Below are 20,083 nucleotides of genomic sequence, written 5' to 3' on the forward strand. Positions count from 1 at the left end.
CGGCAGGTCAGCGACGCCATCGGAGCGGATCATAGGTCGCCCACCCGATGGCTCGCCATTATCTTTTCGTATAGCTAGACGCTGCCGCCGCGATTTTGCACACTGCGTCCATTCATCGATCCGCACGCGACATGTCCGGTTGCATCGGGCGTCGACCTGTGGACCCACGCCATTCCTTCGCACGGAGCCTGACATGAGCAACGCAATGCCCAGCAACACGCCCGACCTGATCCTGGTCAACGGCAAGTTCCATACCGTCGACCGCCAGAACCCGGTGGCCGATGCCGTCGCCATCGGCGGCGGCAAGTTCCTCGAAGTGGGCGACGCCGCTACGGTGATGCGCCTGGCCCAGCCCTCGACGCGGGTGATCGATCTCAAGGGCCGCACCGTGGTGCCGGGCCTGAACGATTCGCACATCCACCTCATCCGTGGCGGCCTCAACTACAACCTGGAACTGCGCTGGGAAGGCGTGCCATCGCTGGCCGATGCGCTGCGCATGCTCAAGGAGCAGGCCGATCGCACGCCGCATCCGCAATGGGTGCGGGTGGTCGGCGGCTGGACCGAGTTCCAGTTCGCCGAAAAGCGCATGCCCACGCTGGAGGAACTCAACGCCGCCGCGCCCGATACGCCGGTGTTCGTGCTGCACCTGTACGACCGCGCCTTGCTCAACCGTGCCGCGCTGCAGGCAGTGGGCTATACCCGCGACACCCCCAACCCGCCCGGCGGCGAGATCGTGCGCGACGCTGCCGGCAACCCGACCGGCATGCTGATCGCCCGGCCCAACGCCATGATCCTGTATGCCACGCTGGCCAAGGGCCCCAGCCTGCCGCTGGAGTACCAGATCAATTCCACCCGCCAGTTCATGCGCGAACTCAATCGCCTGGGACTGACCAGCGCCATCGACGCCGGCGGCGGTTTCCAGAACTATCCGGACGATTACCAGATCATCAACAAGCTGGCCGCCGAGGGCCAGTTGACCATCCGCATTGCCTATAACCTGTTCACCCAGAACAAGGGCGGCGAACTGGCCGATTTCCAGAAGTGGACCGGGATGGTCAAGCCCGGCGACGGCAGCGACTTCTTCCGGCATAACGGCGCCGGCGAGATGCTGGTGTTCTCGGCAGCCGACTTCGAGGATTTCCTCGAGCCGCGCCCCGAGCTGGCCGAAGGCATGGAAGACGAACTGGAACGGGTGGTGCGCCACCTGGTCGCCAACCGCTGGCCGTTCCGCCTGCATGCCACCTACGACGAATCGATCGGCCGCATGCTGGACGTGTTCGAAAAGGTCAATCGCGATATCCCATTCGATGGCCTGCACTGGATGTTCGACCACGCCGAGACCATCACCGAGCGCAACATCGAACGCGTGCGGGCACTGGGCGGCGGCATTGCCATCCAGCACCGCATGGCGTTCCAGGGAGAGTATTTCATCGACCGCTACGGCAGCCAGGCGGCCGAGCACACTCCGCCGATCGCCAAGATGCTGGACTTGGGTGTGCCGGTCGGCGCCGGCACCGACGCCACCCGCGTGGCCAGCTACAACCCCTGGACCGCCCTGTACTGGCTGGTGTCGGGGCGCACCGTCGGCGGCGCCAGGCTGTACGGCGCGGCGGGCCGGTTGCCGCGCCAGACCGCGCTCGAGCTGTGGACCGCCGGCAGCGCCTGGTTCTCCAGCGAGCAGGACAAGAAGGGCCGCATCAAGGTCGGCCAGCTGGCCGACCTGGCCGTGCTGTCGGCCGACTTCTTCAGCGTCCACGAAGACGACATCAAGGCCATCGAATCGGTCATGACCGTGGTCGACGGCAAGGTGGTCTATGGCGCCGCCGAGTTTTCGGCGCAGGGCCCGGGCGAGATCCCGGTGCTGCCCGACTGGTCGCCGGTGGCCAAGGTGCCGGGTCACTACCGTCCGGTGGCACAGAAGAAGACGTCGCTGCCGCATGCCTGCGCTGGTGCTTGCGGTGTCCACGCCCACGCGCACGACATGGCCCGCAAGTCCGACGTGCCGGTGTCGAACTTCGCCGGCTTCTGGGGCGCGCTCGGTTGCAGCTGCTTCGCCTTCTGAACCATGCGCCGCCTGCCCCCCAAACGCCTGCCGACGCCGCCGCTCGATCTCGGACTGCTGTTCTTGCGCATCGCCGGCGGCTTCATGCTGTTCTACGTGCATGGCCTGCCCAAGCTCCTGCACTACGGCCATGAACTGACCGTCATCGAGGACCCGTTCGGTTTCGGGCCCGCGCTGTCGTTGTGGAGCGCCATCTTCGCCGAGGCGCTGTGCCCGCTGTTGATCGCCGCCGGCGTCTTCACGCGCCTGGCCTGCCTGCCCATCATCGGCGTGCTGGCCATCGCCATGCTGGCGGTACATCCCGACTGGAGCATCGCCGAGGGCCAGTTCGGCTGGCTCCTGCTGGTCATCTTCACCTCGATCGCGCTGTGCGGTCCGGGCAACTGGCGCCTGGGCATTGCTCGCGAGCATGACTGACATCGCCCGGCTGGCGCCATCGGCGGCGCCGGCCAGCGGTAATTTCCCTTCCCCACCATCTGTCACCACCAAGGAGCAAGCATGAGCACCATCACCACCCGCGACGGTACCGAAATCTATTACAAGGACTGGGGCAGCGGCCAACCGGTCGTGTTCAGCCACGGCTGGCCGCTGGACGGCGACATGTGGGAATACCAGATGAACTTCCTGGCCGAGCACGGCTACCGGGTGATTGCCTATGATCGCCGCGGCTTCGGGCGTTCCAGCCAGCCATGGAGCGGCTACGACTACGACACCTTCGCCGACGACCTGGCCCTGCTGCTCGACACGCTCGACCTGAACGACGTGGTGCTTGCCGGCTTCTCGATGGGCGGCGGAGACGTGGCGCGCTACATCGGTCGCCATGGCACCAAGCGCCTTTCCAAGGCGGTGCTGATCGGCGCGGTGACCCCGATCTTCGGCAAGGTCGCGGATTATCCGCAGGGCGTCGACAAGTCGGTGTTCGATGGCATCCTGGCGGGTTTGCGCAACGATCGCGCAGAATTCCTGAACGGCTTCGCTACCGTCTTCTTCGGCACCAACCGCCCCGGCCACAAGGTCACCCCAGGGATCCTGGCGCAGACCTTCAATATCGCCATGCTGGCCTCGCTCAAGGGCACGCTCGACTGCGTCATCGCGTTTTCCGGCACCGACTTCCGCGACGACCTCAAGAAGTTCGACCTGCCGACACTGGTGATCCACGGCGACGACGACCAGGTGGTGCCGTTCGAGACCACCGGCAAGCTATCGGCGCAACTGGCCCCCGATGCCCGCCTGAAGGTCTATGGCGGTGCGCCGCACGCATTGTGCTTCACCCACAAGGAGCTGCTCAACGAAGACCTGCTGGCCTTCATCAAGGGATAAGCGAATGGATGCCACCAAACGGCAGGATCTGCAACAGCGCCGCATGGCGGCGCTCAACACGCCCAGCCTGCTGGGCGCCGAGGCCAGCGGCGACATCAGCGGCGGCCTCAATGCGCTGCTGGCGGATGTCTTCGCCTTGTACCTCAAGACCAAGAACTTCCACTGGCACATGTCGGGTCCGCACTTTCGCGACTACCACCTGCTGCTGGACGACCAGTCGCAGCAGATCATCGCCATCACCGATGCGGTGGCCGAGCGGGTGCGCAAGATCGGCGGCGCCACCCTGCGCTCGAGCGGCCACATCGGCCGCCTGCAACGGTTGGCCGATAACGACAGCGACTTCGTGACGCCGTCCGATATGCTGGCCGAGCTGCGCGAGGACAACCTGCGGCTGGTGGGATTCATGCTGGCGACCCATGCGTTGTGCGGCGAGCATGGCGACGTGGCTACCGCCAGCCTGCTGGAAAACTGGATCGACGAGGCCGAGCAGCGCGCGTGGTTCCTGTTCGAGTCGGGTCGTACCGGCGGCTGATGACTGCCGCAAGCCGATACCCCGGCGACCCCGGGGTATCGGCTTTTCCGGCACCGGTCGGGTTCAGCCCTGGGCCGGCAGGCGACCCAGTGCCAGGCGCAATGCCCCGTGCTGGATGGTCAGCTCGGGCGAGCTGTGCAATGCGGCCAGGTATTTTTCGCGAAACTGCGCGGAGCTGGGCTCGGCCGGGCCGATCAGGCGCTCCAGTACCTGGCGCATCGCCCCCAATTGCGCCGCTTGCAGCGGCGCCTCCTCATCCAGTCGCTGGTCGACCTCGACCATGAACTCGGACAGCATGCGCAGCCAGGCGAAGTCGGGATGGTTGGTGACCATCTGCAGGCGGTCGAAGGCGGTGCCGGCGGCGCCCGACAGGGTCGACTGGCACTCCAGCAACAGCTTGTGCGACTTGCGCATTTCCGAGGCCAGCTGACGCAGCGCGCTGCGATTGTCGTTGTCGTTCATCTCTTATCTTTCGTGGCTCTGGCGATCCTGGCGGCGCACGCCGGCGATCTGCAATCGCTCCGCGGTACGCACCAGGTCGGCCAGGGTTCGGGTCTGCATCTTGTCCATCACGCGTCGCTTGTGGACCTTGACGGTGATCTCGCTGATGCCCATCTGGGTCGCGATCTGCTTGTTGAGCAGGCCGCTGATGGCCAGCTCCAGTACTTCGCGTTCACGCGGGGTCAGGGTATCAAGGCGTAGTGTACTGGCAGTTTTCTCGGTACGTTGCCCGAGCTGCCGACCGGCGATCAGCATGCCTTGGGTGACCGATGCCAGCAAGGTCTCGGCGTGGATCGGCTTGGTCAGGAACTCATGGGCGCCGGCGCGCATGGCCTGCACCGTGATGGCAATGGTGCCGTAGCCCGAGATGAAGATCACCGGAATGGCCGCACCCCGTCGTTCCAGCTGCCTGACCACTTCCAATCCGTCGGAGCCAGGCATCTGCATGTCGAGGATCAGGCAGCACGGCACCGCAGGCAAAGGATGCGCCAGGAACTCGGCGGCCGAGGCGAAACCCTGCGCGGTATGGCCCGCCGACGCCAGCAGGCGCAGCACCGATTGGCGAACCATGTCGTCATCGTCGACGACAAATACTATGTTTTCCATGTCAGCGGGCTCCGTCATGCGTTCGTGAAACGGCACCACGCATGGCCTCGGCGCCACGAGGCGCAAGCGCTCCTTGCCATGCTCGGCGGTCGGTCACATGATCTGCATTCGCGCCGCGTTTGGATTGTATGAACATGCCGTTTTTTGTACAAAACGCGCTCGTCTTCCGTTTGCAAGGATTGCCTGGCAGGCAATGAAAAGGCCCCGACTATCCCCATGGATAATTTCGCGCTGCCCGGCGCGGTGCTATGTTGGCGCCATTCCTGCGCCAGGCCCCTGCTTGCGCGCTCCACGATCCCCAGGAGAGCTTGATGACAGCCGCACAACACAACCGCAACCAGGCCGCCAGCCTGGCCTTTCTCGCCGGCTACGTCGACACGCTGGGCTTCATCGCCCTGTTCGGCCTGTTTACCGCCCACGTCACCGGTAACTTCATCCTGATCGGGGCAGCCCTGGCCGACAGTTCGCAGATGTCCATCCTGTTGAAATTCCTGGCCTTTCCCGCGTTCGTCATCGGCGTGGCTGGCGCGCGCCTGTTCATCGTTGCCATCCAGAAGCGCAATGGCGCCGCCTTGCCCTGGACCATGTCGCTGCAACTGGTGCTGCTGGTCGGTTTCATGGCATGCGGCATCATCGCCAGCCCGGTGCAGTCGCCCACATCCGGATGGGGCATCGGCGCCGGCCTGCTGGGCACCGTAGCCATGGGCGTGCATAGCGCCATCAGTCGCCTGCTGCTGTCGCATCTGGCGCCAACCTCGCTGATGACCGGCAACGTCACCCAGGTAGTGATCGACACGGTCGACGTGCTGCGCGGCGGCGCCGATGGCGCCACCACCGAGCGCTGCATGAAGTTCCTGTGGCCGGTGCTGTCGTTCGGCGCGGGCGCCATCGCCGCTGCGTTCGGCTACCACGCATTCGGGTTCGTGGCACTGTTGCTGCCGATCGCGATCCTGGCGGTGATGGTGGCGGGTGAGTCGGCGCGCGCCCGGGATGGCGTGGTCGCATCGTGAACAAGTCACGGCTGGAGGCCTTCAGCGACGGCGTCATGTCGATCGCCCTGACCATCATGGTGCTGGGACTGCAGACACCCCACAGCGCCAGCGCGGCAGAACTGCTGCCGCTGCTGCCACGGCTGCTGAGCTACGTGCTCAGCTTCGTCTATGTCGGTATTTACTGGGTCAACCATCATCACCTCCTGCAACTGGCCAACCAGGTCGACCGCCGCGTGCTGTGGGCCAACCTGCATCTGCTGTTCTGGGTATCGCTGATTCCGTTCGTCACCGACTGGATCGCCGGCCATCATCGCCACACCGCACCGGTGGCCAGCTACGGCGTGGTGTTGATGATGTGCTCGATCTCGTTCCTGGTACTCAAGCGCGCCCTGCGTGCCACCGAGGCGGCGCATCCGGCGCTGGCGGCGGTGCTGGGTAACGGCCGCAAGAACGCCTGCTCGATCCTGCTCTATGCACTGGCCATCCTGCTGGCGCCCTGGCTGCCGCTGTGGTCTTCGGCCATCTACGTGGCGCTGGCGCTGCTGTGGCTGCTGCCCGACCACCGCTTCGACCGTAGCGGTACGGCAGCCTGACTGCGTCAGCCGACTGCTTCCTGCCAGCATGGCCATCGTCCTTGTTGACCAGCGCTTCGATTTCGCCACCCATGGCCTCGATCGCGCACGATGCCGGCCACGGCGTGGCCGCGTTCGAGCAGTTCGGCGGTGAGCGCGATACCGAAGCCGTCGGCGGCATTGTTGATCAGCCAGGTTCCCATTTCTTGTTTCCCTCGCGGTGTCATGATTGAAAGCGATTGTGCTCGCGCCGTGCCCGCCGCGCATCTATACCAAGGTATAGGACAGCCTGTCTCGACGTCGCAGTTTGCCGTGTCGGGACCGGCTCAGATGCCTCCCTTGGCAATCCTCTGGCGCGCAAAATCCCACTGGAAATTACCGAAGGCGCCGTGATGGAGCGTACCGAGGCCGCCATTGCCCAGCTGCGCCACTTGCGCGCGCTGGGCCTGAAGCTGTCGATCGACGATTTCGGCACCGGCTATTCGAGCCTGGCCTACCTGAAGCGCTTTGCGATCGACAAGCTCAAGATCGACCAATCCTTCGTGCGCCAGTTGAAGCCGGACTCGCAGGACGCCGCCATCGTGCAGGCCATCATCGGCCTGGGCCACACCCTGGGCATCGATGTCATCGCCGAAGGGGTGGAAACCGTCGACCAGCGCGAATGGTTGCGTCGCCTGGATTGCGACGAGATCCAGGGCTATTACTACAGCCGTCCGTTGCCGGCGGACAATGTGCTGGGGTTTGTCAGGCGCCAGTGCGTGCAATTGCAGCAGGTGGCGTGAGGCGACTCATCGGGTGTCGCCGGGCGCCGCGAGCAAGCGCCGGATGGCGGGCCTGAGCATCAGGCCGTAGAACCAGGTCATCAGCAGCGAAGTCAGCAGCGAGCACAGCAGCGCCAGCAGGCCCGAGAGCAGGATGCGATAGTCGGATGCCAGCAGGTTCGACCAGGCAAAGGCCGAGACCAGGACCACCGGCGGGATCATCATCGCGATGCCGAAACACCAGCCCGCGTACCGCCTGATCATTGGCTGCGAGCGCTGCCTTGCGGCCTCGATCAGGTCGCGTGCGGCAGCTGCCTTCAAGCCCCGCATCTCGGGGACCAGCCAGTGCAGCACGAAGAGAAAGTGGATGCGCATCGGATACTCCTGCAAAACCAAGCCCGTGGGGTGGGGGATCGACTCGGCCGGCGCCGCCCTGGCGGGGCGCGCAGATTGGCCAGGCCGAATACTAAGACCCGGGCGGCCCGGCTGGTATCGAATCCGTTTGAGATTGTCGGTGGGGTGACAGCTGCCGCGGCCCCTGCGCGAAGAGTCGAACGCGCACAAAGCGCGTCATTGCGGTGCAGCCGCCGATTGATTACCCCAGCTAATAACAGCATGCGGTATCAACCGACTAATCAACGACTCACGCCGGCGGTATAGTTACCCCGTCCGGCCCCGGTTACATCCCCGTGTCAAGCACCATGCAAGAAGCGGGGAACGCGCCGGGGCCTGCGCCACTCCATGCCCTTGTGGCATGCAGTTTTCAATGCGGCGCGGTCAGGCATTGTCTGTCAGCGTGCGCCGCATGCCGCACCGAAGGTCCGAATTTCGCCCGCCACGCCAGTCACGGTGGCCGTACTCAGCCAGTTAAAACGTTGCCGCCGGAGCAATCCGGTGGCTGCCGAACCCAACCAGCCCCAGGATGCGAAACATGGATGAGCTCTCCAATGTGCGGATTTCCCGCCGCGACATGCTGATCGTCAGCGCTCTCTCGGCCACCGCCGCCCACGCCCCGGTCGCCGCCCAGAACCGGGCCGACACCGGCACCTCATCGGCAGCACCGCAGACGCCGCCACCGGTCACCACCGGCGTCACGCTGAAGGTGAACGGCCGGCCCCAGACGCTGCAACTCGACACCCGAACCACCTTGCTCGACGCGCTGCGCGAGCACCTGCACCAGAACGGTACCAAGAAAGGCTGTGACCACGGCCAGTGCGGCGCCTGTACCGTCATCGTCAACGGCCGGCGTATCAATTCCTGCCTGTCGCTGGCGGTGATGCACGAAGGCGACGAAGTCACCACCATCGAGGGCCTGGGACAAGCCGAGCAATTGCATCCGATGCAGGCGGCGTTCATCAAGCACGACGGTTTCCAGTGCGGCTATTGCACCCCGGGCCAGATCTGCTCGGCCGTATCGGTGCTGCAGGAGATCAAGCAGGGCATCCCAAGTCACGTCAGTGGCGACCTGACCGTCGCGCCCCTGCTGAGCGACGCCGAGATCCGCGAACGCATGAGCGGCAACATCTGCCGCTGCGGGGCCTACTCCAACATCCTCGATGCCATCAACGAAGTCGCCGGGAGCAAGCCATGAGGGCCTTCACCTACGAGCGCGCGCAGTCGCCCGCGCAAGCTGCCGCGGCCGTGGCACGCACCCCGGGCGCGCGCTTCATCGCCGGCGGCACCAACCTGCTGGACCTGATGAAGCTCGAAGTCGAGACACCGCTGCACCTGGTCGACGTCAATGGCCTGGCGCTGGACCGGATCGAGGCCACGCCCGAGGGCGGCCTGCGCATCGGTGCACTGGTGCGCAATACCGACCTGGCGGCCGATATGCGCGTGCGGCGTGACTACGCGGTGCTGTCGCGGGCGCTGCTGGCGGGCGCCTCGGCCCAGTTGCGCAACAAGGCCACCACCGCCGGCAACTTGCTGCAGCGCACCCGCTGCCCCTACTTCTACGACACCAACCAGGCGTGCAACAAGCGCAAGCCCGGCAGTGGCTGCGCGGCGCGCGCCGGCTTCAGTCGCCAGCATGCGGTGGTCGGCACCAGCGCCGCCTGCATCGCCACCCACCCCAGCGACATGGCGGTAGCCATGCGCCTGCTCGACGCCGGGGTCGAGACGGTGCGCCCCGATGGCAGCATGCGGGTGATCCCGATCGCCGACTTCCATCACCTGCCAGGCAATACCCCGCATATCGAGAACGCGTTGACGCCGGGCGAGTTGATCACGGCCGTGGTGTTGCCCCGCCCGCTGGGCGGCACGCAGGTCTACCGCAAGGTGCGCGATCGCAGTTCGTATGCGTTCGCCCTGGTATCGGTGGCGGCCGTGCTGCAGCCCGATGGCTCCGGCCGCGTGGCGCTGGGCGGTGTGGCACACAAGCCCTGGCGCCTCGAGGCGGCCGACGCCATCCTGCCGCAGGGCGCCGCCGCCGTGGGCCAGCGGCTGCTGGCCGATGCCACGCCGACGGCCGAGAATGCCTTCAAGATCACGCTGGCCAAGCGCACCTTGGCTGCCGTACTGGCCGAATCCAGGAAAGGTTGAGTCATGCGCTTCGATACCCCCGCCACCACCAACCCCATCGACCAGAAGAAGATCATCGGCCACGCCGTGGATCGGGTCGATGGTCGCCTCAAGACCACCGGCGCCGCGCCGTATGCCTACGAGCAGCACGCGGCGGCCCCCGACGCAGCCTATGGCTACGTGGTCGGTTCGGCCATTGCCCATGGCCGCATCGAATCGCTCGATACCTCGGCCGCCCGTCGTGCGCCGGGCGTATTGAAGGTGATCACGGCCGCCGACGTGGGCAAGCTGGGCAAGGCTGGCCGCAATACGGCGGCGCTGTTCGGTGGCCCCGAGATCCAGCATTACCACCAGGCCATCGCCATCGTGGTCGCCGACAGCTTCGAGCAGGCCCGGGCCGCGGCACAGCTGGTGCAGGTACGGTATGCGGCCCAGGCCGGTGCCTACGACCTGGCCCAGGCCAGGCACGACAATGCCGTCACCGGCGCCAAGGACGACAAGCGGGTGGGCGACTTCGAGAAGGGCTTCGCGGCAGCGGCGGTCAGGCTCGATGCCACCTACAGCACCCCCGACCAGTCGCACGCCATGATGGAGCCGCATGCGTCCATCGCTGTCTGGGAAGGTGACCGGCTGACCCTGTGGACCTCCAACCAGATGATCGACTGGGGCCGCACCGACCTGGCCAAGACGCTCGGCCTGCCCAAGGAAAAGGTGCGCTTGATCTCGCCCTATGTGGGCGGCGGCTTCGGCGGCAAGCTGTTCCTGCGCGCCGAGGCCTTGCTGGCGGCGCTGGCCGCGCGCGCGGCCGGGCGTGCGGTCAAGGTGGCGCTGCCGCGACCGTTCATGTTCAATAACGCCACCCATCGTCCGGCCACCATCCAGCGTATCCGCATCGGCGCCGGGCGTGACGGCAAGATCACCGCCATCGGCCACGAAAGCTGGTCCGGCGACCTGCCCGGCGGTGGTCCGGAAGACGCCATCCAGCAGACCCGCCTGCTGTACGCCGCGCCGCACCGCCTGACCGGTACCCGGCTGGCCGTGCTGGACCTGCCCGAAGGCAATGCCATGCGCGCACCGGGCGAGGCCCCCGGACTGATGGCGCTGGAAATCGCGATCGACGAGATGGCCGAGAAGCTCGATATCGATCCGATCCTGTTCCGCATCCGCAACGATACTCGGGTCGATCCCGAGAACCCGGATCGTCCGTTCTCGCAGCGTCGGCTGATCGAATGCCTGCGTACCGGCGCCGAACGCTTCGGCTGGCAGCGCCGCAATGCCAAGCCGGGCAGCACCCGCGAGGGACAGTGGCTGATCGGCACCGGCGTGGCAGCCGCCTTTCGCAACAACCTGACCATGAAGTCCGGCGCCCGCTTGCGCCTGTCGCCGGCCGGCGTGGTCACGGTCGAGACCGACATGACCGACATCGGCACCGGCAGCTATACCATCATCGCCCAGACCGCGGCCGAGATGCTGGGCCTGCCGCTGGACCGCGTCACGGTGCGCCTGGGCGACTCCAGCTTTCCGGTATCGGCCGGTTCGGGCGGGCAGTGGGGCGCCAACAGTTCCACCGCCGGGGTGTACGCCGCCGCGATGAAGTTGCGCGAAGCGGTGGCGCAGCGACTCGGCGTCGATGCCGCCAGTGCCGAATTCGTCGATGGCACCGTACGCGCGCAGGGCAAGAGCATTCCCTTGGGCCAGGCAGCCAGTGCCGGTGAACTGGTGGTGGAAGACAGCATCGAGTTCGGCGACCTCGGCAAGCGTTACCAGCAATCGACCTTCGGCGCGCACTTCGTCGAGGTGGCGGTGGACGCCGCCACCGGGGAGATCCGCGTGCGGCGCATGCTGGCGGTGTGCGCCGCCGGCCGCATCCTCAACCCCAAGTCGGCGCGCAGCCAGGTGATCGGCGCCATGACCATGGGCGTGGGCGCGGCCTTGATGGAAGAACTGGCGGTGGACAAGAAACTGGGGTTCTTCGTCAATCACGACCTGGCCGGATATGAAGTGCCGGTCCATGCCGACATCCCGCACCAGGAAGTGATCTTCCTCGACGAGACCGATCCGGTCTCTTCGCCGATGAAGGCCAAGGGTGTGGGCGAACTGGGCCTGTGCGGCGTCAGCGCGGCCATCGCCAACGCGGTCTATCACGCCACCGGCGTGCGCGTGCGCGATTATCCGCTGACCCTCGACAAATTGCTCGACAAGCTGCCACCGGTATAGGGACCATCATGGAAAGCATCGATCTGAGCGTATTGCGCGCACTGTCGGCCTGGCGCAGCGAGGACCGCCACGCATTGCTGGCGACGGTGGTGCGCACCTGGGGTTCGTCGCCGCGTCCGCCGGGTTCGATGCTGGCCTTGCGCGACGACGGCCGCATCGTCGGTTCGGTCTCCGGCGGTTGCATCGAGGACGACCTGCTGCATCACTATGCACGCCAGATGCTGGGCGGTCATGCTGGCGCGGCGCCGCGATTGGTACGTTATGGCGTCTCGGCCGACGAGGCCCATCGTTTCGGCCTGCCATGTGGCGGCACGCTCGAGTTGTTGCTGGAGTTCGATCCGGACGGCGCGCGCCTGGTCGAGCTGTTGGCCATGCTCGACAGCGGCGCGCTGGTCGAACGGCGCACCGATTGCGCCACCGGGGCGGTGGCCTTGGCGCGCAGCACCGCGCCGGCGGCGCTGTCGTTCGACGGCAAGCAATTGTGTATGACGCTGGGCCCGGGCTGGCGCATGTTGTTGATCGGCGCCGGCGCGCTGGCCGAGTACCTGGCTACGATGGCCTTGTTCAACGGCTTCGACGTCACCGTCTGCGATCCACGTGGCGAATATCGCCAGGCTTGGTCGCTGGCGGGCGTGCATGTGGTCACCGATATGCCGGACGACGCCGTGATCGCCTTCGGTCCCGACCGCCGCACCTGCATCGTGGCGCTCAGCCACGACCCCAAGCTGGACGACCTGGCGCTGCTGGAGGCGCTGCACAGCCCGGCCTTCTATATCGGCGCCATCGGATCGCGTCGCAACAGCGCCGCCCGCCGCGAACGCATGATGACCCATTTCGGCGCCAGCCCAGAGGACCTGGCGCGATTGCATGGGCCCATCGGCCTGTACATCGGCAGCAAGACGCCGCCCGAGATCGCGGTCAGCGTCATGGCCGAGATCCTGGCGGCCAAGAATGGCGTGCCGTTGGCGCTATCGGTCGAGCAGGGCAAGCGCGCCAGCGATGCCGTGTCGGCTTGAACGCTAGCGCAGCGCGATGCTGCGGTTGCTCACCCTGGCCGCCAGGTGCGGGTCGTGCGTCACCAGCAACACGGCGCTTTGATGCTGGCGGCATTGCGCCAGCATCAATTGCATCACCTCCTGCTGGCTGACCGGGTCCAGCCGCGAGGTAGGCTCGTCGGCCAACAGCAGGGCCGGCTTGAGCAGCAGGGCGCGGGCCAGTGCGATACGCTGCAGTTCGCCGCCCGAGACTTCGCCGGGGCGGCGATCCAGCAAGCTCGGGCCGATGCGCATGCGAGCCAGCAGTTGCTCCAGCTCGCGCCAGTCCAGGCCATGCAGGCGCACCAGGTCGCGCAAGGATCGACCCAGGGCCAGGCGTGGCGCAAAGGCCGCGACCGGGTCCTGGTACAGCTTCTGGAACGCCGTCGGCGCCAGTCCGGGGGCGCGGGTGACAGTTCCGCCATCGGGTTCCAGCAGGCCCAGCACCAGGTTGCCGAAGGTGGTCTTGCCGACACCGCTGGGGCCGCTGATGGCGACCACTTCACCGCGCCCGATGCGGGCGTCGATGCCGGCAAAAAGCTGCCGCGCGCCAAATGACTTGGACAGCTTGCTGATCTCTACCACCGGTGTCGTGTCGGCCGTCACCGGCGGTGGCGTGGCCGGCCATCGCTCGGGATCGGCCGCCAGCAGGCGCCGCGTGTACTGCCGTTGCGGCGCTGCCAGCACTTCGGCGGCGGGCCCGCTTTCTATCATGCAGCCGTCGAGCATGACCGCCACTTGCCCGCCCAGCGCGCGTGCCAGCCACACATCGTGGGTGATGCACAGCAGGCTCATGCCGTCGCGCCGGGCCGCCTGCAGCAGCGCCAGCAGGTCGGCGCGGCGCGCGCGGTCCAGGCCCTTGGTCGGCTCGTCGATGATCATCAAGGGCGCACCGGTGGCGTGGGTAGCCAGGAAAGCCAGTCGCTGCGCCATGCCGCCCGAGATCATGAACGGATACTTGTCGGCGGCGTCGGCCAGGCCCAGCTCGTGCAAGGCCCGCATGGCGAGCGTGCGGGCGCGTTCGCGCGCCTGGCGCAGCGTGTCGTCCTGGCGGCCGGCTGCCGGCTGGCTGACCAGTTCATAGGTCTCGGCCACCTGGCGCCAGGCCTTCATGGTCGGGTCCAGTGCCAGCCAGGGCTCTTGCGGCAGCAGTGCGACCTGGCGGCCCCAGGCTGCATGGCGGCGCTGCTGGTGCGCGGCTTCGGTGGTGTCGCCCGCAATGGTGATGCGGCCTTCGCAGCGCAAGCCGCGCGGCAGCTTGCCCATGATCGCCTGCGCCAGCAGCGACTTGCCCGAGCCGCTCTCGCCCAGCAGCGTCAAGACCCCGCCTTGCGCGATCTGCAGCGAGACATTGCGCACCAGTGCGGACTGGCCATGCCATACCGACAGCTCATCGAGTCGCAGGGCGTTCATGCCGGCTCCCGCTGCGGCGACAGCAGCAGCAATCCCAGCAGCATCACGAACAGCACCGCCACCGGCGCGACGATCAGCCAGGGCGCCTCGTGGTAGTAGGGCAGCAGTTCGATCATCATCACCCCCAGCTCCGGCGTGGGCGGTTGCAGGCCGACCCCGACAAAGCCCAGCGCCGACATCGCCAGCACGGCAGCGGCCAGGCCGAAACGCATCAGCGTCAACAACGGCGGGTAAAGCTCGGGCAGCACCTGGTGGCGCACGATGTAGGCCGTGCCAAAGCCCAGCATGCGCGCAGCCTCGATCTGCGGGCTGCTCAGCAGGATGCGCGCGGCCGCGCGTACCACCCGGAAATACTCTACCCACAACGCCAGCGAGATACCGGCATACAGTGGCCAGAACCCGCCCGGCGCGAATGCCGCCAGCAGCAACACCAGCAATAGTCCCGGTAGCGCCAGCACGGCGTCGGCCACAGCGGCCAGTAGCCGCTCGAAGCAGCCGCCGATCCAGGCCGCCAGCAGTCCCAGCAGCGAACCGGCAACGGCGGCGCTGGCCACGCTGAGCACGGCCAGCGACAGCGACAGGCGGGTGCCATGCGCCAGCCGGACCAGCATGTCGCGTCCCAACTGGTCCAGGCCCAGCGGATGCAGCAGGCTGGGCGCTTCCAGGAAGCGTTGCAATTGCTGCCGGGACGGATCGCCGTCTCCCAGCCACGGCGCGGCCAGCGCAAAGACGACGATCGACAGCAAGAGCGCCACGCCGACCCATTGGTTGGCGGCCAGGCGCCAAGGCGCAGGAGGAAAGGGCAGTGAGGTCATGGGCGGTGGCGCGGATCGAGCAGGGTGCAAGCCAGGTCGACCAGCGCATTGAGGACAACGAACAGCAGGCCCAGCACCAGCGCCGCACCCTGGATCATCGGCACGTCGCGGCCGAAGATGGCATGCACCAGCGCATGGCCGATGCCGGGCCAGGCGAAGATGGTCTCGACCAGCACCACCCCCTCGACCAGGGTGACCAGCTGCACGCCCAGGTAGGCGACCACCGGCACGGCCACATTGCGCACACCGTGGCGCGCCATCGCCTGCCACAGGTCAAGCCCCTTGCCGAGCGCGAAGTCGAAATAGGCGCAGTTGCGCACCGCGACCATGGCCTCGCGTGCCACCCGGCACGACACTGCCGCCAATCCCAGCGCCAACGTCAGCGCCGGCAACACGATGCTGGCATGGTCGTCGTGGCCAGCCGCCGGCAGCGCGCCCAACCGTACCGAAAACAGCAATACCAGGATCAGGCCTAGCAGGAACGAGGGCAGCGAGCGCAACACGACCGACACGGCCAGCGTGATGCGGTCGATCCAGCCGCCCGGGCGCAGTCCGGCCAATACGCCCAGCGTGGGGCCGATCAGCAGCGACAGCGCCAGTGCCAGCAGCGACAGGCGCAGGGTAGGGCCGAGCTGTTGCACGATCTCCGTCATCACCGGCTGTGCCGTGACCTGCGACCGGCCCAGGTCGAACTGCAGCAGGCGTACCCACCAGTCGCACAAGGCTGCCAGCAGCGGCCGGTCCAGCCCCAGTTCGTGACGCACCGCCTCGGCCGCCGCGGCGTCGACCATGTCGTAGCCGTAGCGGGCGGCGGCGATGCGATAGGCCATGTCGCCGGGCAGCATGCGGGTCATGAAGAAGCACAGCGTGCCGACCAGCAGCGCCACCAGCAGCGCCTGCAGCAGCCGTCGCATCAGCGCCGGCAGCCAGCTCGCACCCAGGCAATAAAGTCGCATCATGTCCATTGCAATCGTGAAAGTCGATAACTGCGCTCGAAGGCATCCAGTGACGCGCCCTCGATGCGGCGACTCAGCGCGCAGGTCTGGCGATACCACACCACCGGAATGACCGGCAGCTGCTGTTGCAACACGGTCGCCACGCGCGAGCGCGCCGCCTTGGCCGCAGGGCCGTCGAGGCGGCCATCGGCCAGGCCGGCCAGGGTGGCGCCGACCTCCCGGTCGTCCCAGCCCATGGCGCCCCAGTCGCCGCCGGCCGGGCCGAAATCCTGCAGCAGGGTGGCCACCGGATCGGGCAGGTTGCCGAAGTTGCGCGCCGCCAGTGCCAGCTGCAATGTGCCGCTGCGATGGCCGGCCGGGATATCGCTGGAGTTGCCGATGAGCACGCGCACGGCGATGCCGACCTGGCGCATCTGTTCCTGCACGGCGGCGGCGACCAGCGGCAATTCGGGACGATCGACGAAGGTCGCCAGCGTCAGTTCGAAGCGCTCGCCGGCGGCGTTGCGACGGATGCCGTCGGCGCCAGGTCGCCAGCCGGCCGCGTCGAGCAGTGCGCGCGATGCCGCCAGGTCGGTGCGCAAAGACGGCAGCGCCGCACTGTGCCATCGCCGCATCGAAGGTGGAAACAGCTGGGTGGCGCCCAGCTCGGGGTCGCGCAGCAGGGCGCGTGCGATGTCCTGTCGTTGGATGCACAGCGACATCGCCTGGCGTACCCGCACATCGCCCAGCCAGCGGTGGCCGGCGTTGAGCTTGATGAAGGTGGTCCGCGGCAGCATGGTGTCGATCAGCTGTGCCCGCGCGTCGTGCTGCAGTGCGCGGATGCTGGGCGGGTCGAGCGAAAAGGCCAGGTCGGCCTGGCCGCTCTGGACCATCAGCGTGCGGGTTTCCGCGCGCGAGACGCTGATGTAGCGGGCTCTGTGGATACCGCGCGCCGGGTTTGCGCCAACGTTGTCCGGGTGGGCGGCAAAGCGCGTCACGTCGAACTGCTGCGGCAGCGACAACTTGCTGATGGCAAAACGGCCGCTGCCGATGATGCTGCGCACCTCGCCGTGCGTATCGAATGCCGTCGGCGCCAGCACCTGGGTGCTGGAATGGGTAAACAGGTAAGGCAACGGCGCGAACGGGCGTGCCAGTTGCACCAGCAACTGCGCGCCATCGACCCGCATGGCCGTGATCTGCGCCAGCTGCAATACCCCGGGACGCGCCAGTGCCCGTCGCAGGCAGGCCAGCACGCTGGCGGGCGTGACCTCGCTGCCATCGTGGAAGCGACGCCCGGCAGGCAACGCAAAGCGCCATTGCAGGCCATCGGCGCTGACGTCCCAGCGGCGCGCCAGCGACGGCTGCAGGCGGGCTTGGTCGTCGACGTCGAGCAGGGTCTCGACCACCTCCATGCGTGAAAACATGTAGCCGGCGCGCGACGGGTCGAGGCCGGTCGTTTCCCACGGACCCACCACCGTCAGCACATCGCCGGTGACAGCGCCCATGGTGTACGGATGTGATCGGTGTTCGTCATGCGCCCAGGCCGGTGCGGTTGCCAATGCGCCTGCGGCCTGCAGCAGTGCGCGGCGTCTGTTGATGATCGTCAAGGCGGCCTCAGAACTTCATGCGCACGCTCAGCGCCGCGCTACGCTGGTCGCCCGGCATGATCCACAGGTTGCTGTAGGAGCTGGCGGCGTAGCGCTTGTCGAACAGGTTGTTGATGTCCAGCGACAGCTTGACCCTGGGCGTGATCTGCCAGTAGCCGAGCGCGCGGGCGGTGACGTAGGACGGCAATTCGACACTGTCGGCCTGGTCGCCGCTGCGCGCGCCCACATAGCTGGGGCCGCCGCCGATGCCCCAGACACCGCCGCGGGCGTCGGCATCTTCGTAGATGGCCAGCAGGCTGCCCGAGGTGCGCGGCACGTTGACCAGGCGCGAACCGACCTTGAGCGTGTTGTCGCGGGCGACATGGGCGTCGGTCCAGGCCAGGTTGCCCGAGACCCGCCAGTGATGCCCGAACTTGCCGCCGAAGTCGAATTCGACGCCATGGCTCTTGACCTCGCCGGCGCCCACCGAGAAACCGGCATTGACCGGATCGGCCGTCAGCACGTTCTGCTTGGTGATGTCGAAGGCGGCCAGCGTGGCGCCGCTGCGGCCATCGGCGCTTTGCCATTTGAGGCCCACTTCACCGGCACGCGCGGTCTCGGGCGCGAACGCGTTGCCGCCGATATCGCTACCGCTGTTGGGGCGAAACGACTTGCTGGCGCTGGCATAGACCGACAAGGCGTCGCTGACCAGGTAGGTCACGCCCAGGCGCGGCGAGACCGCGCCCTTGTGCTGGCGGGTGATCCTGGCCGACTGGATATTGTCGAGGGTCGACCGGAAGCTGTCTACCCGCACGCCTGCCAGCAGCCGCCAGCGCTGCGCCAGCCTGACCTGGTCTTGCAGGTACAGGCCGACGCTGCTCTGGCGCTCGGCGGTATTGGTATTGGGCGTCGGGCTTGGCTGCAACTGGCCATAGACCGGATTGTCGATGTCGATCGCATACGGCGCGGCGGCAGTCGGATTGATACGCAGCATGCGCTGGTCCAGCGTGAGCCAGTCGGCCTCGACGCCGGCCAGCACTTCATGGCCGATGTCGCCGGTGTCGAACTTGCCGCCCAGTTCGGCCTGTAGCGACGTGTCATGCCAGGTGTAGTCACGGTAGCGGCGCTGGCGGCGCAGCGTGGCATTGTCCGGCTGCAGCAGCGAGGCCTCGGTCGAATAGCCGTCCAGCGAGCCCTGCTTGTGGAACACGCCAGCGCGCAGCTGCCAGTGTTGGTCGAGACGGTGTTCCAGCGTCAGCAGGTGGTTCTGGTTTTCCATCTTGATGTCGCCGTCATCGGGTTCGCCCAGAAAGCGCGAGGCCGGTAACGCGGCCGGGTTGCCGTTGATGGCCACCACGCCACGGTCGAGCGGCGCGCGCTGGCGCAGGAACTCGGCTTCGTAGTTGACGATGGTATGGTCGCCCAGTACCCACGTCAGTGCGGGGGCGACGAATTCGCGCTTGCTGCGCACGTTGTCGCGCACGCTGCCGCGCGTCTCGAGGGCGGCGTCGAGGCGATAGGCAAGGTGTTGTCCCAGCGCGCCGGTGGAATCGAGCGTGGTGCGATAGAACGCATTGGTGCCCGCGGTCAGTTCCACCGAACTGGCCGCCTTGAACTGCGGTTTCCGGGTCACCACGTTGATGGTGCCGCCCGGCTCGCTATTGCCGTACAACGCGGCCGCCGGGCCCTTCAGGAAATCGACGCTCTCGACATTGGACGTATCGCGCGGCGGCGCATAGCCGCGGTTGGACGCGAAGCCGTTCCACAGGATGTTCATGCCGCCGTTTTCGTTGCCCGAAAAGCCGCGGATCGAATAGTTGTCCCACAGCCCGCCGAAGTTGTTCTGGCGCGCCACGCCGCTGACGCTTTGCAATACATCGTCGAGGCGGGTGGCGGCCAGGTCGTCGAGCTGCTGGCGACCGATCACCTGCACCGCCTGCGGCAACTCCTGCAATGGGGTGTCGGTGCGGGTGGCGCTGCCGTTGCTGCGAACACGATAGGCGCCGCGCTCGACCTCGTCGGTGACCACGATAGGCGCCAGGCCGCCGGCTTCATTGTCCGCGGCCAATGCAGCGCTCAACGGCGCGCACGCGAGCAGGCTCACTGCCGCCATGCGGATGGACGGATTGTTCATGACTTGGTCTTCCCCTGTGCAGCGTCTGCCGTGCGGCAACGCCCGGTTGATATCGTGGTGCATACGCTGGTTCAAGCCAGTGG

General features: G+C 67.0%; 20 protein-coding genes. 11 read left to right on the forward strand and 9 right to left on the reverse strand.

The features are described 5' to 3' along the window. Positions 1–193: 193 nt before the first annotated feature. From PMI40_RS22400 to PMI40_RS22415, 4 genes are all read left to right on the forward strand, one after another. Positions 194–2,062: an amidohydrolase gene (locus tag PMI40_RS22400; RefSeq protein ID WP_008120249.1), complete on the forward strand. Its 1,869-nt coding sequence runs from the start codon at positions 194–196 to the stop codon at positions 2,060–2,062. A gap of 3 nt (positions 2,063–2,065) precedes the next feature. Continuing rightward, the gene (locus tag PMI40_RS22405) at positions 2,066–2,479 is read left to right on the forward strand and encodes a DoxX family protein (RefSeq protein ID WP_008120251.1); all 414 of its coding nucleotides are present in this window, start codon (positions 2,066–2,068) and stop codon (positions 2,477–2,479) included. A gap of 81 nt (positions 2,480–2,560) precedes the next feature. Beyond that, positions 2,561–3,382 carry an alpha/beta fold hydrolase gene (locus PMI40_RS22410; RefSeq protein ID WP_008120253.1) on the forward strand — a complete coding sequence of 274 codons (822 nt, stop codon included), beginning with the start codon at positions 2,561–2,563 and terminating at the stop codon, positions 3,380–3,382. Between the two features lie 4 nt (positions 3,383–3,386). Further along, complete coding sequence (locus PMI40_RS22415; RefSeq protein WP_008120255.1) at positions 3,387–3,914, forward strand: Dps family protein; 528 nt, start codon at positions 3,387–3,389, stop codon at positions 3,912–3,914. Between the two features lie 63 nt (positions 3,915–3,977). Here PMI40_RS22415 and PMI40_RS22420 read toward each other — a convergent pair whose 3' ends face one another. Both PMI40_RS22420 and PMI40_RS22425 read right to left on the reverse strand, forming a co-directional pair. Next, a complete protein-coding gene (locus tag PMI40_RS22420; RefSeq protein ID WP_008120257.1) occupies positions 3,978–4,376 on the reverse strand; it encodes a hypothetical protein in 399 nt (132 codons plus the stop codon). A 3-nt stretch (positions 4,377–4,379) separates the two neighbouring features. Beyond that, positions 4,380–5,021, reverse strand: a complete 642-nt coding sequence (locus PMI40_RS22425) for a response regulator transcription factor (RefSeq protein ID WP_008120258.1) — start codon at positions 5,019–5,021, stop codon at positions 4,380–4,382. Between the two features lie 311 nt (positions 5,022–5,332). On the opposite strand from PMI40_RS22425, the gene PMI40_RS22430 reads away from it, so the two are divergent. Continuing rightward, on the forward strand, positions 5,333–6,031 hold the full coding sequence (locus PMI40_RS22430) for a YoaK family protein (protein WP_008120261.1): 699 nt from the start codon (positions 5,333–5,335) through the stop codon (positions 6,029–6,031). Next, entirely contained in the window at positions 6,028–6,606 is a 579-nt protein-coding gene (locus PMI40_RS22435) for a TMEM175 family protein (protein WP_008120263.1), read from the forward strand. Before PMI40_RS22430 ends, PMI40_RS22435 begins: the two co-directional genes overlap by 4 nt. 5 nt (positions 6,607–6,611) lie before the next feature. On the opposite strand, the gene PMI40_RS24165 is transcribed toward PMI40_RS22435, so the two are convergent. After that, positions 6,612–6,788 (reverse strand): hypothetical protein, encoded by a 177-nt coding sequence (locus tag PMI40_RS24165; protein ID WP_157221652.1) that lies wholly within the window; start codon positions 6,786–6,788, stop codon positions 6,612–6,614. Positions 6,789–6,824: 36 nt separating this feature from the next. On the opposite strand from PMI40_RS24165, the gene PMI40_RS22440 reads away from it, so the two are divergent. Then, positions 6,825–7,367 carry an EAL domain-containing protein gene (locus tag PMI40_RS22440; RefSeq protein WP_157221653.1) on the forward strand — a complete coding sequence of 181 codons (543 nt, stop codon included), beginning with the start codon at positions 6,825–6,827 and terminating at the stop codon, positions 7,365–7,367. Between the two features lie 6 nt (positions 7,368–7,373). Here the strand turns inward: PMI40_RS22440 and PMI40_RS22445 are convergent, their stop codons facing one another. After that, complete coding sequence (locus PMI40_RS22445; protein WP_008120268.1) at positions 7,374–7,721, reverse strand: hypothetical protein; 348 nt, start codon at positions 7,719–7,721, stop codon at positions 7,374–7,376. A gap of 556 nt (positions 7,722–8,277) precedes the next feature. Here PMI40_RS22445 and paoA point away from each other — a divergent pair. Genes paoA through PMI40_RS22465 form a run of 4 tightly spaced genes read left to right on the forward strand, consistent with a single transcriptional unit; the run spans position 8,278 to position 13,099 of the window. Next, positions 8,278–8,937, forward strand: a complete 660-nt coding sequence (paoA, locus tag PMI40_RS22450; protein WP_008120270.1) for an aldehyde dehydrogenase iron-sulfur subunit PaoA — start codon at positions 8,278–8,280, stop codon at positions 8,935–8,937. Further along, positions 8,934–9,887 (forward strand): xanthine dehydrogenase family protein subunit M, encoded by a 954-nt coding sequence (locus PMI40_RS22455; RefSeq protein WP_008120272.1) that lies wholly within the window; start codon positions 8,934–8,936, stop codon positions 9,885–9,887. The genes paoA and PMI40_RS22455 overlap by 4 nt, the downstream gene beginning before the upstream one ends. A gap of 3 nt (positions 9,888–9,890) precedes the next feature. After that, entirely contained in the window at positions 9,891–12,083 is a 2,193-nt protein-coding gene (gene paoC, locus PMI40_RS22460; protein ID WP_008120275.1) for an aldehyde oxidoreductase molybdenum-binding subunit PaoC, read from the forward strand. A gap of 8 nt (positions 12,084–12,091) precedes the next feature. After that, a complete protein-coding gene (locus PMI40_RS22465; protein WP_008120277.1) occupies positions 12,092–13,099 on the forward strand; it encodes an XdhC family protein in 1,008 nt (335 codons plus the stop codon). A 3-nt stretch (positions 13,100–13,102) separates the two neighbouring features. Here PMI40_RS22465 and PMI40_RS22470 read toward each other — a convergent pair whose 3' ends face one another. The 5 genes from PMI40_RS22470 to PMI40_RS22490 all read right to left on the reverse strand — a co-directional run bounded on the left by PMI40_RS22470 (position 13,103) and on the right by PMI40_RS22490 (position 20,000). Continuing rightward, positions 13,103–14,530 carry an ABC transporter ATP-binding protein gene (locus tag PMI40_RS22470; protein ID WP_008120279.1) on the reverse strand — a complete coding sequence of 476 codons (1,428 nt, stop codon included), beginning with the start codon at positions 14,528–14,530 and terminating at the stop codon, positions 13,103–13,105. Further along, a complete protein-coding gene (locus PMI40_RS22475; protein WP_008120281.1) occupies positions 14,527–15,345 on the reverse strand; it encodes an ABC transporter permease in 819 nt (272 codons plus the stop codon). The genes PMI40_RS22470 and PMI40_RS22475 overlap by 4 nt, the downstream gene beginning before the upstream one ends. Then, entirely contained in the window at positions 15,342–16,310 is a 969-nt protein-coding gene (locus PMI40_RS22480) for an ABC transporter permease (protein WP_040502711.1), read from the reverse strand. The genes PMI40_RS22475 and PMI40_RS22480 overlap by 4 nt, the downstream gene beginning before the upstream one ends. Next, the gene (locus PMI40_RS22485) at positions 16,301–17,785 is read right to left on the reverse strand and encodes an ABC transporter substrate-binding protein (RefSeq protein ID WP_008120285.1); all 1,485 of its coding nucleotides are present in this window, start codon (positions 17,783–17,785) and stop codon (positions 16,301–16,303) included. Before PMI40_RS22485 ends, PMI40_RS22480 begins: the two co-directional genes overlap by 10 nt. A gap of 109 nt (positions 17,786–17,894) precedes the next feature. After that, positions 17,895–20,000: a TonB-dependent siderophore receptor gene (locus tag PMI40_RS22490; protein ID WP_008120286.1), complete on the reverse strand. Its 2,106-nt coding sequence runs from the start codon at positions 19,998–20,000 to the stop codon at positions 17,895–17,897. Positions 20,001–20,083 lie beyond the last annotated feature (83 nt).

The sequence above is a fragment of the Herbaspirillum sp. YR522 genome (genome assembly GCF_000282575.1).
GTDB lineage: Bacteria > Pseudomonadota > Gammaproteobacteria > Burkholderiales > Burkholderiaceae_D > Herbaspirillum.

Bases quoted from the DNA above. Each gene is read 5' to 3' on its own strand.
- PMI40_RS22415 (WP_008120255.1), top strand. From the start codon at position 3,387: ATGGATGCCACCAAACGGCAGGATCTGCAACAGCGCCGCATGGCGGCG.
- PMI40_RS22420 (WP_008120257.1), bottom strand. From the start codon at position 4,376: ATGAACGACAACGACAATCGCAGCGCGCTGCGTCAGCTGGCCTCGGAA.
- PMI40_RS22455 (WP_008120272.1), top strand. From the start codon at position 8,934: ATGAGGGCCTTCACCTACGAGCGCGCGCAGTCGCCCGCGCAAGCTGCC.
- PMI40_RS22490 (WP_008120286.1), bottom strand. From the start codon at position 20,000: ATGAACAATCCGTCCATCCGCATGGCGGCAGTGAGCCTGCTCGCGTGC.
- PMI40_RS22475 (WP_008120281.1), bottom strand. From the start codon at position 15,345: ATGACCTCACTGCCCTTTCCTCCTGCGCCTTGGCGCCTGGCCGCCAAC.
- PMI40_RS22465 (WP_008120277.1), top strand. From the start codon at position 12,092: ATGGAAAGCATCGATCTGAGCGTATTGCGCGCACTGTCGGCCTGGCGC.
- PMI40_RS22430 (WP_008120261.1), top strand. From the start codon at position 5,333: ATGACAGCCGCACAACACAACCGCAACCAGGCCGCCAGCCTGGCCTTT.
- PMI40_RS22400 (WP_008120249.1), top strand. From the start codon at position 194: ATGAGCAACGCAATGCCCAGCAACACGCCCGACCTGATCCTGGTCAAC.
- PMI40_RS22470 (WP_008120279.1), bottom strand. From the start codon at position 14,530: ATGAACGCCCTGCGACTCGATGAGCTGTCGGTATGGCATGGCCAGTCC.
- paoC (WP_008120275.1), top strand. From the start codon at position 9,891: ATGCGCTTCGATACCCCCGCCACCACCAACCCCATCGACCAGAAGAAG.
- PMI40_RS22410 (WP_008120253.1), top strand. From the start codon at position 2,561: ATGAGCACCATCACCACCCGCGACGGTACCGAAATCTATTACAAGGAC.
- PMI40_RS24165 (WP_157221652.1), bottom strand. From the start codon at position 6,788: ATGGGAACCTGGCTGATCAACAATGCCGCCGACGGCTTCGGTATCGCG.
- PMI40_RS22480 (WP_040502711.1), bottom strand. From the start codon at position 16,310: ATGGACATGATGCGACTTTATTGCCTGGGTGCGAGCTGGCTGCCGGCG.
- PMI40_RS22425 (WP_008120258.1), bottom strand. From the start codon at position 5,021: ATGGAAAACATAGTATTTGTCGTCGACGATGACGACATGGTTCGCCAA.
- PMI40_RS22485 (WP_008120285.1), bottom strand. From the start codon at position 17,785: ATGGGCGCTGTCACCGGCGATGTGCTGACGGTGGTGGGTCCGTGGGAA.
- paoA (WP_008120270.1), top strand. From the start codon at position 8,278: ATGGATGAGCTCTCCAATGTGCGGATTTCCCGCCGCGACATGCTGATC.
- PMI40_RS22405 (WP_008120251.1), top strand. From the start codon at position 2,066: ATGCGCCGCCTGCCCCCCAAACGCCTGCCGACGCCGCCGCTCGATCTC.
- PMI40_RS22445 (WP_008120268.1), bottom strand. From the start codon at position 7,721: ATGCGCATCCACTTTCTCTTCGTGCTGCACTGGCTGGTCCCCGAGATG.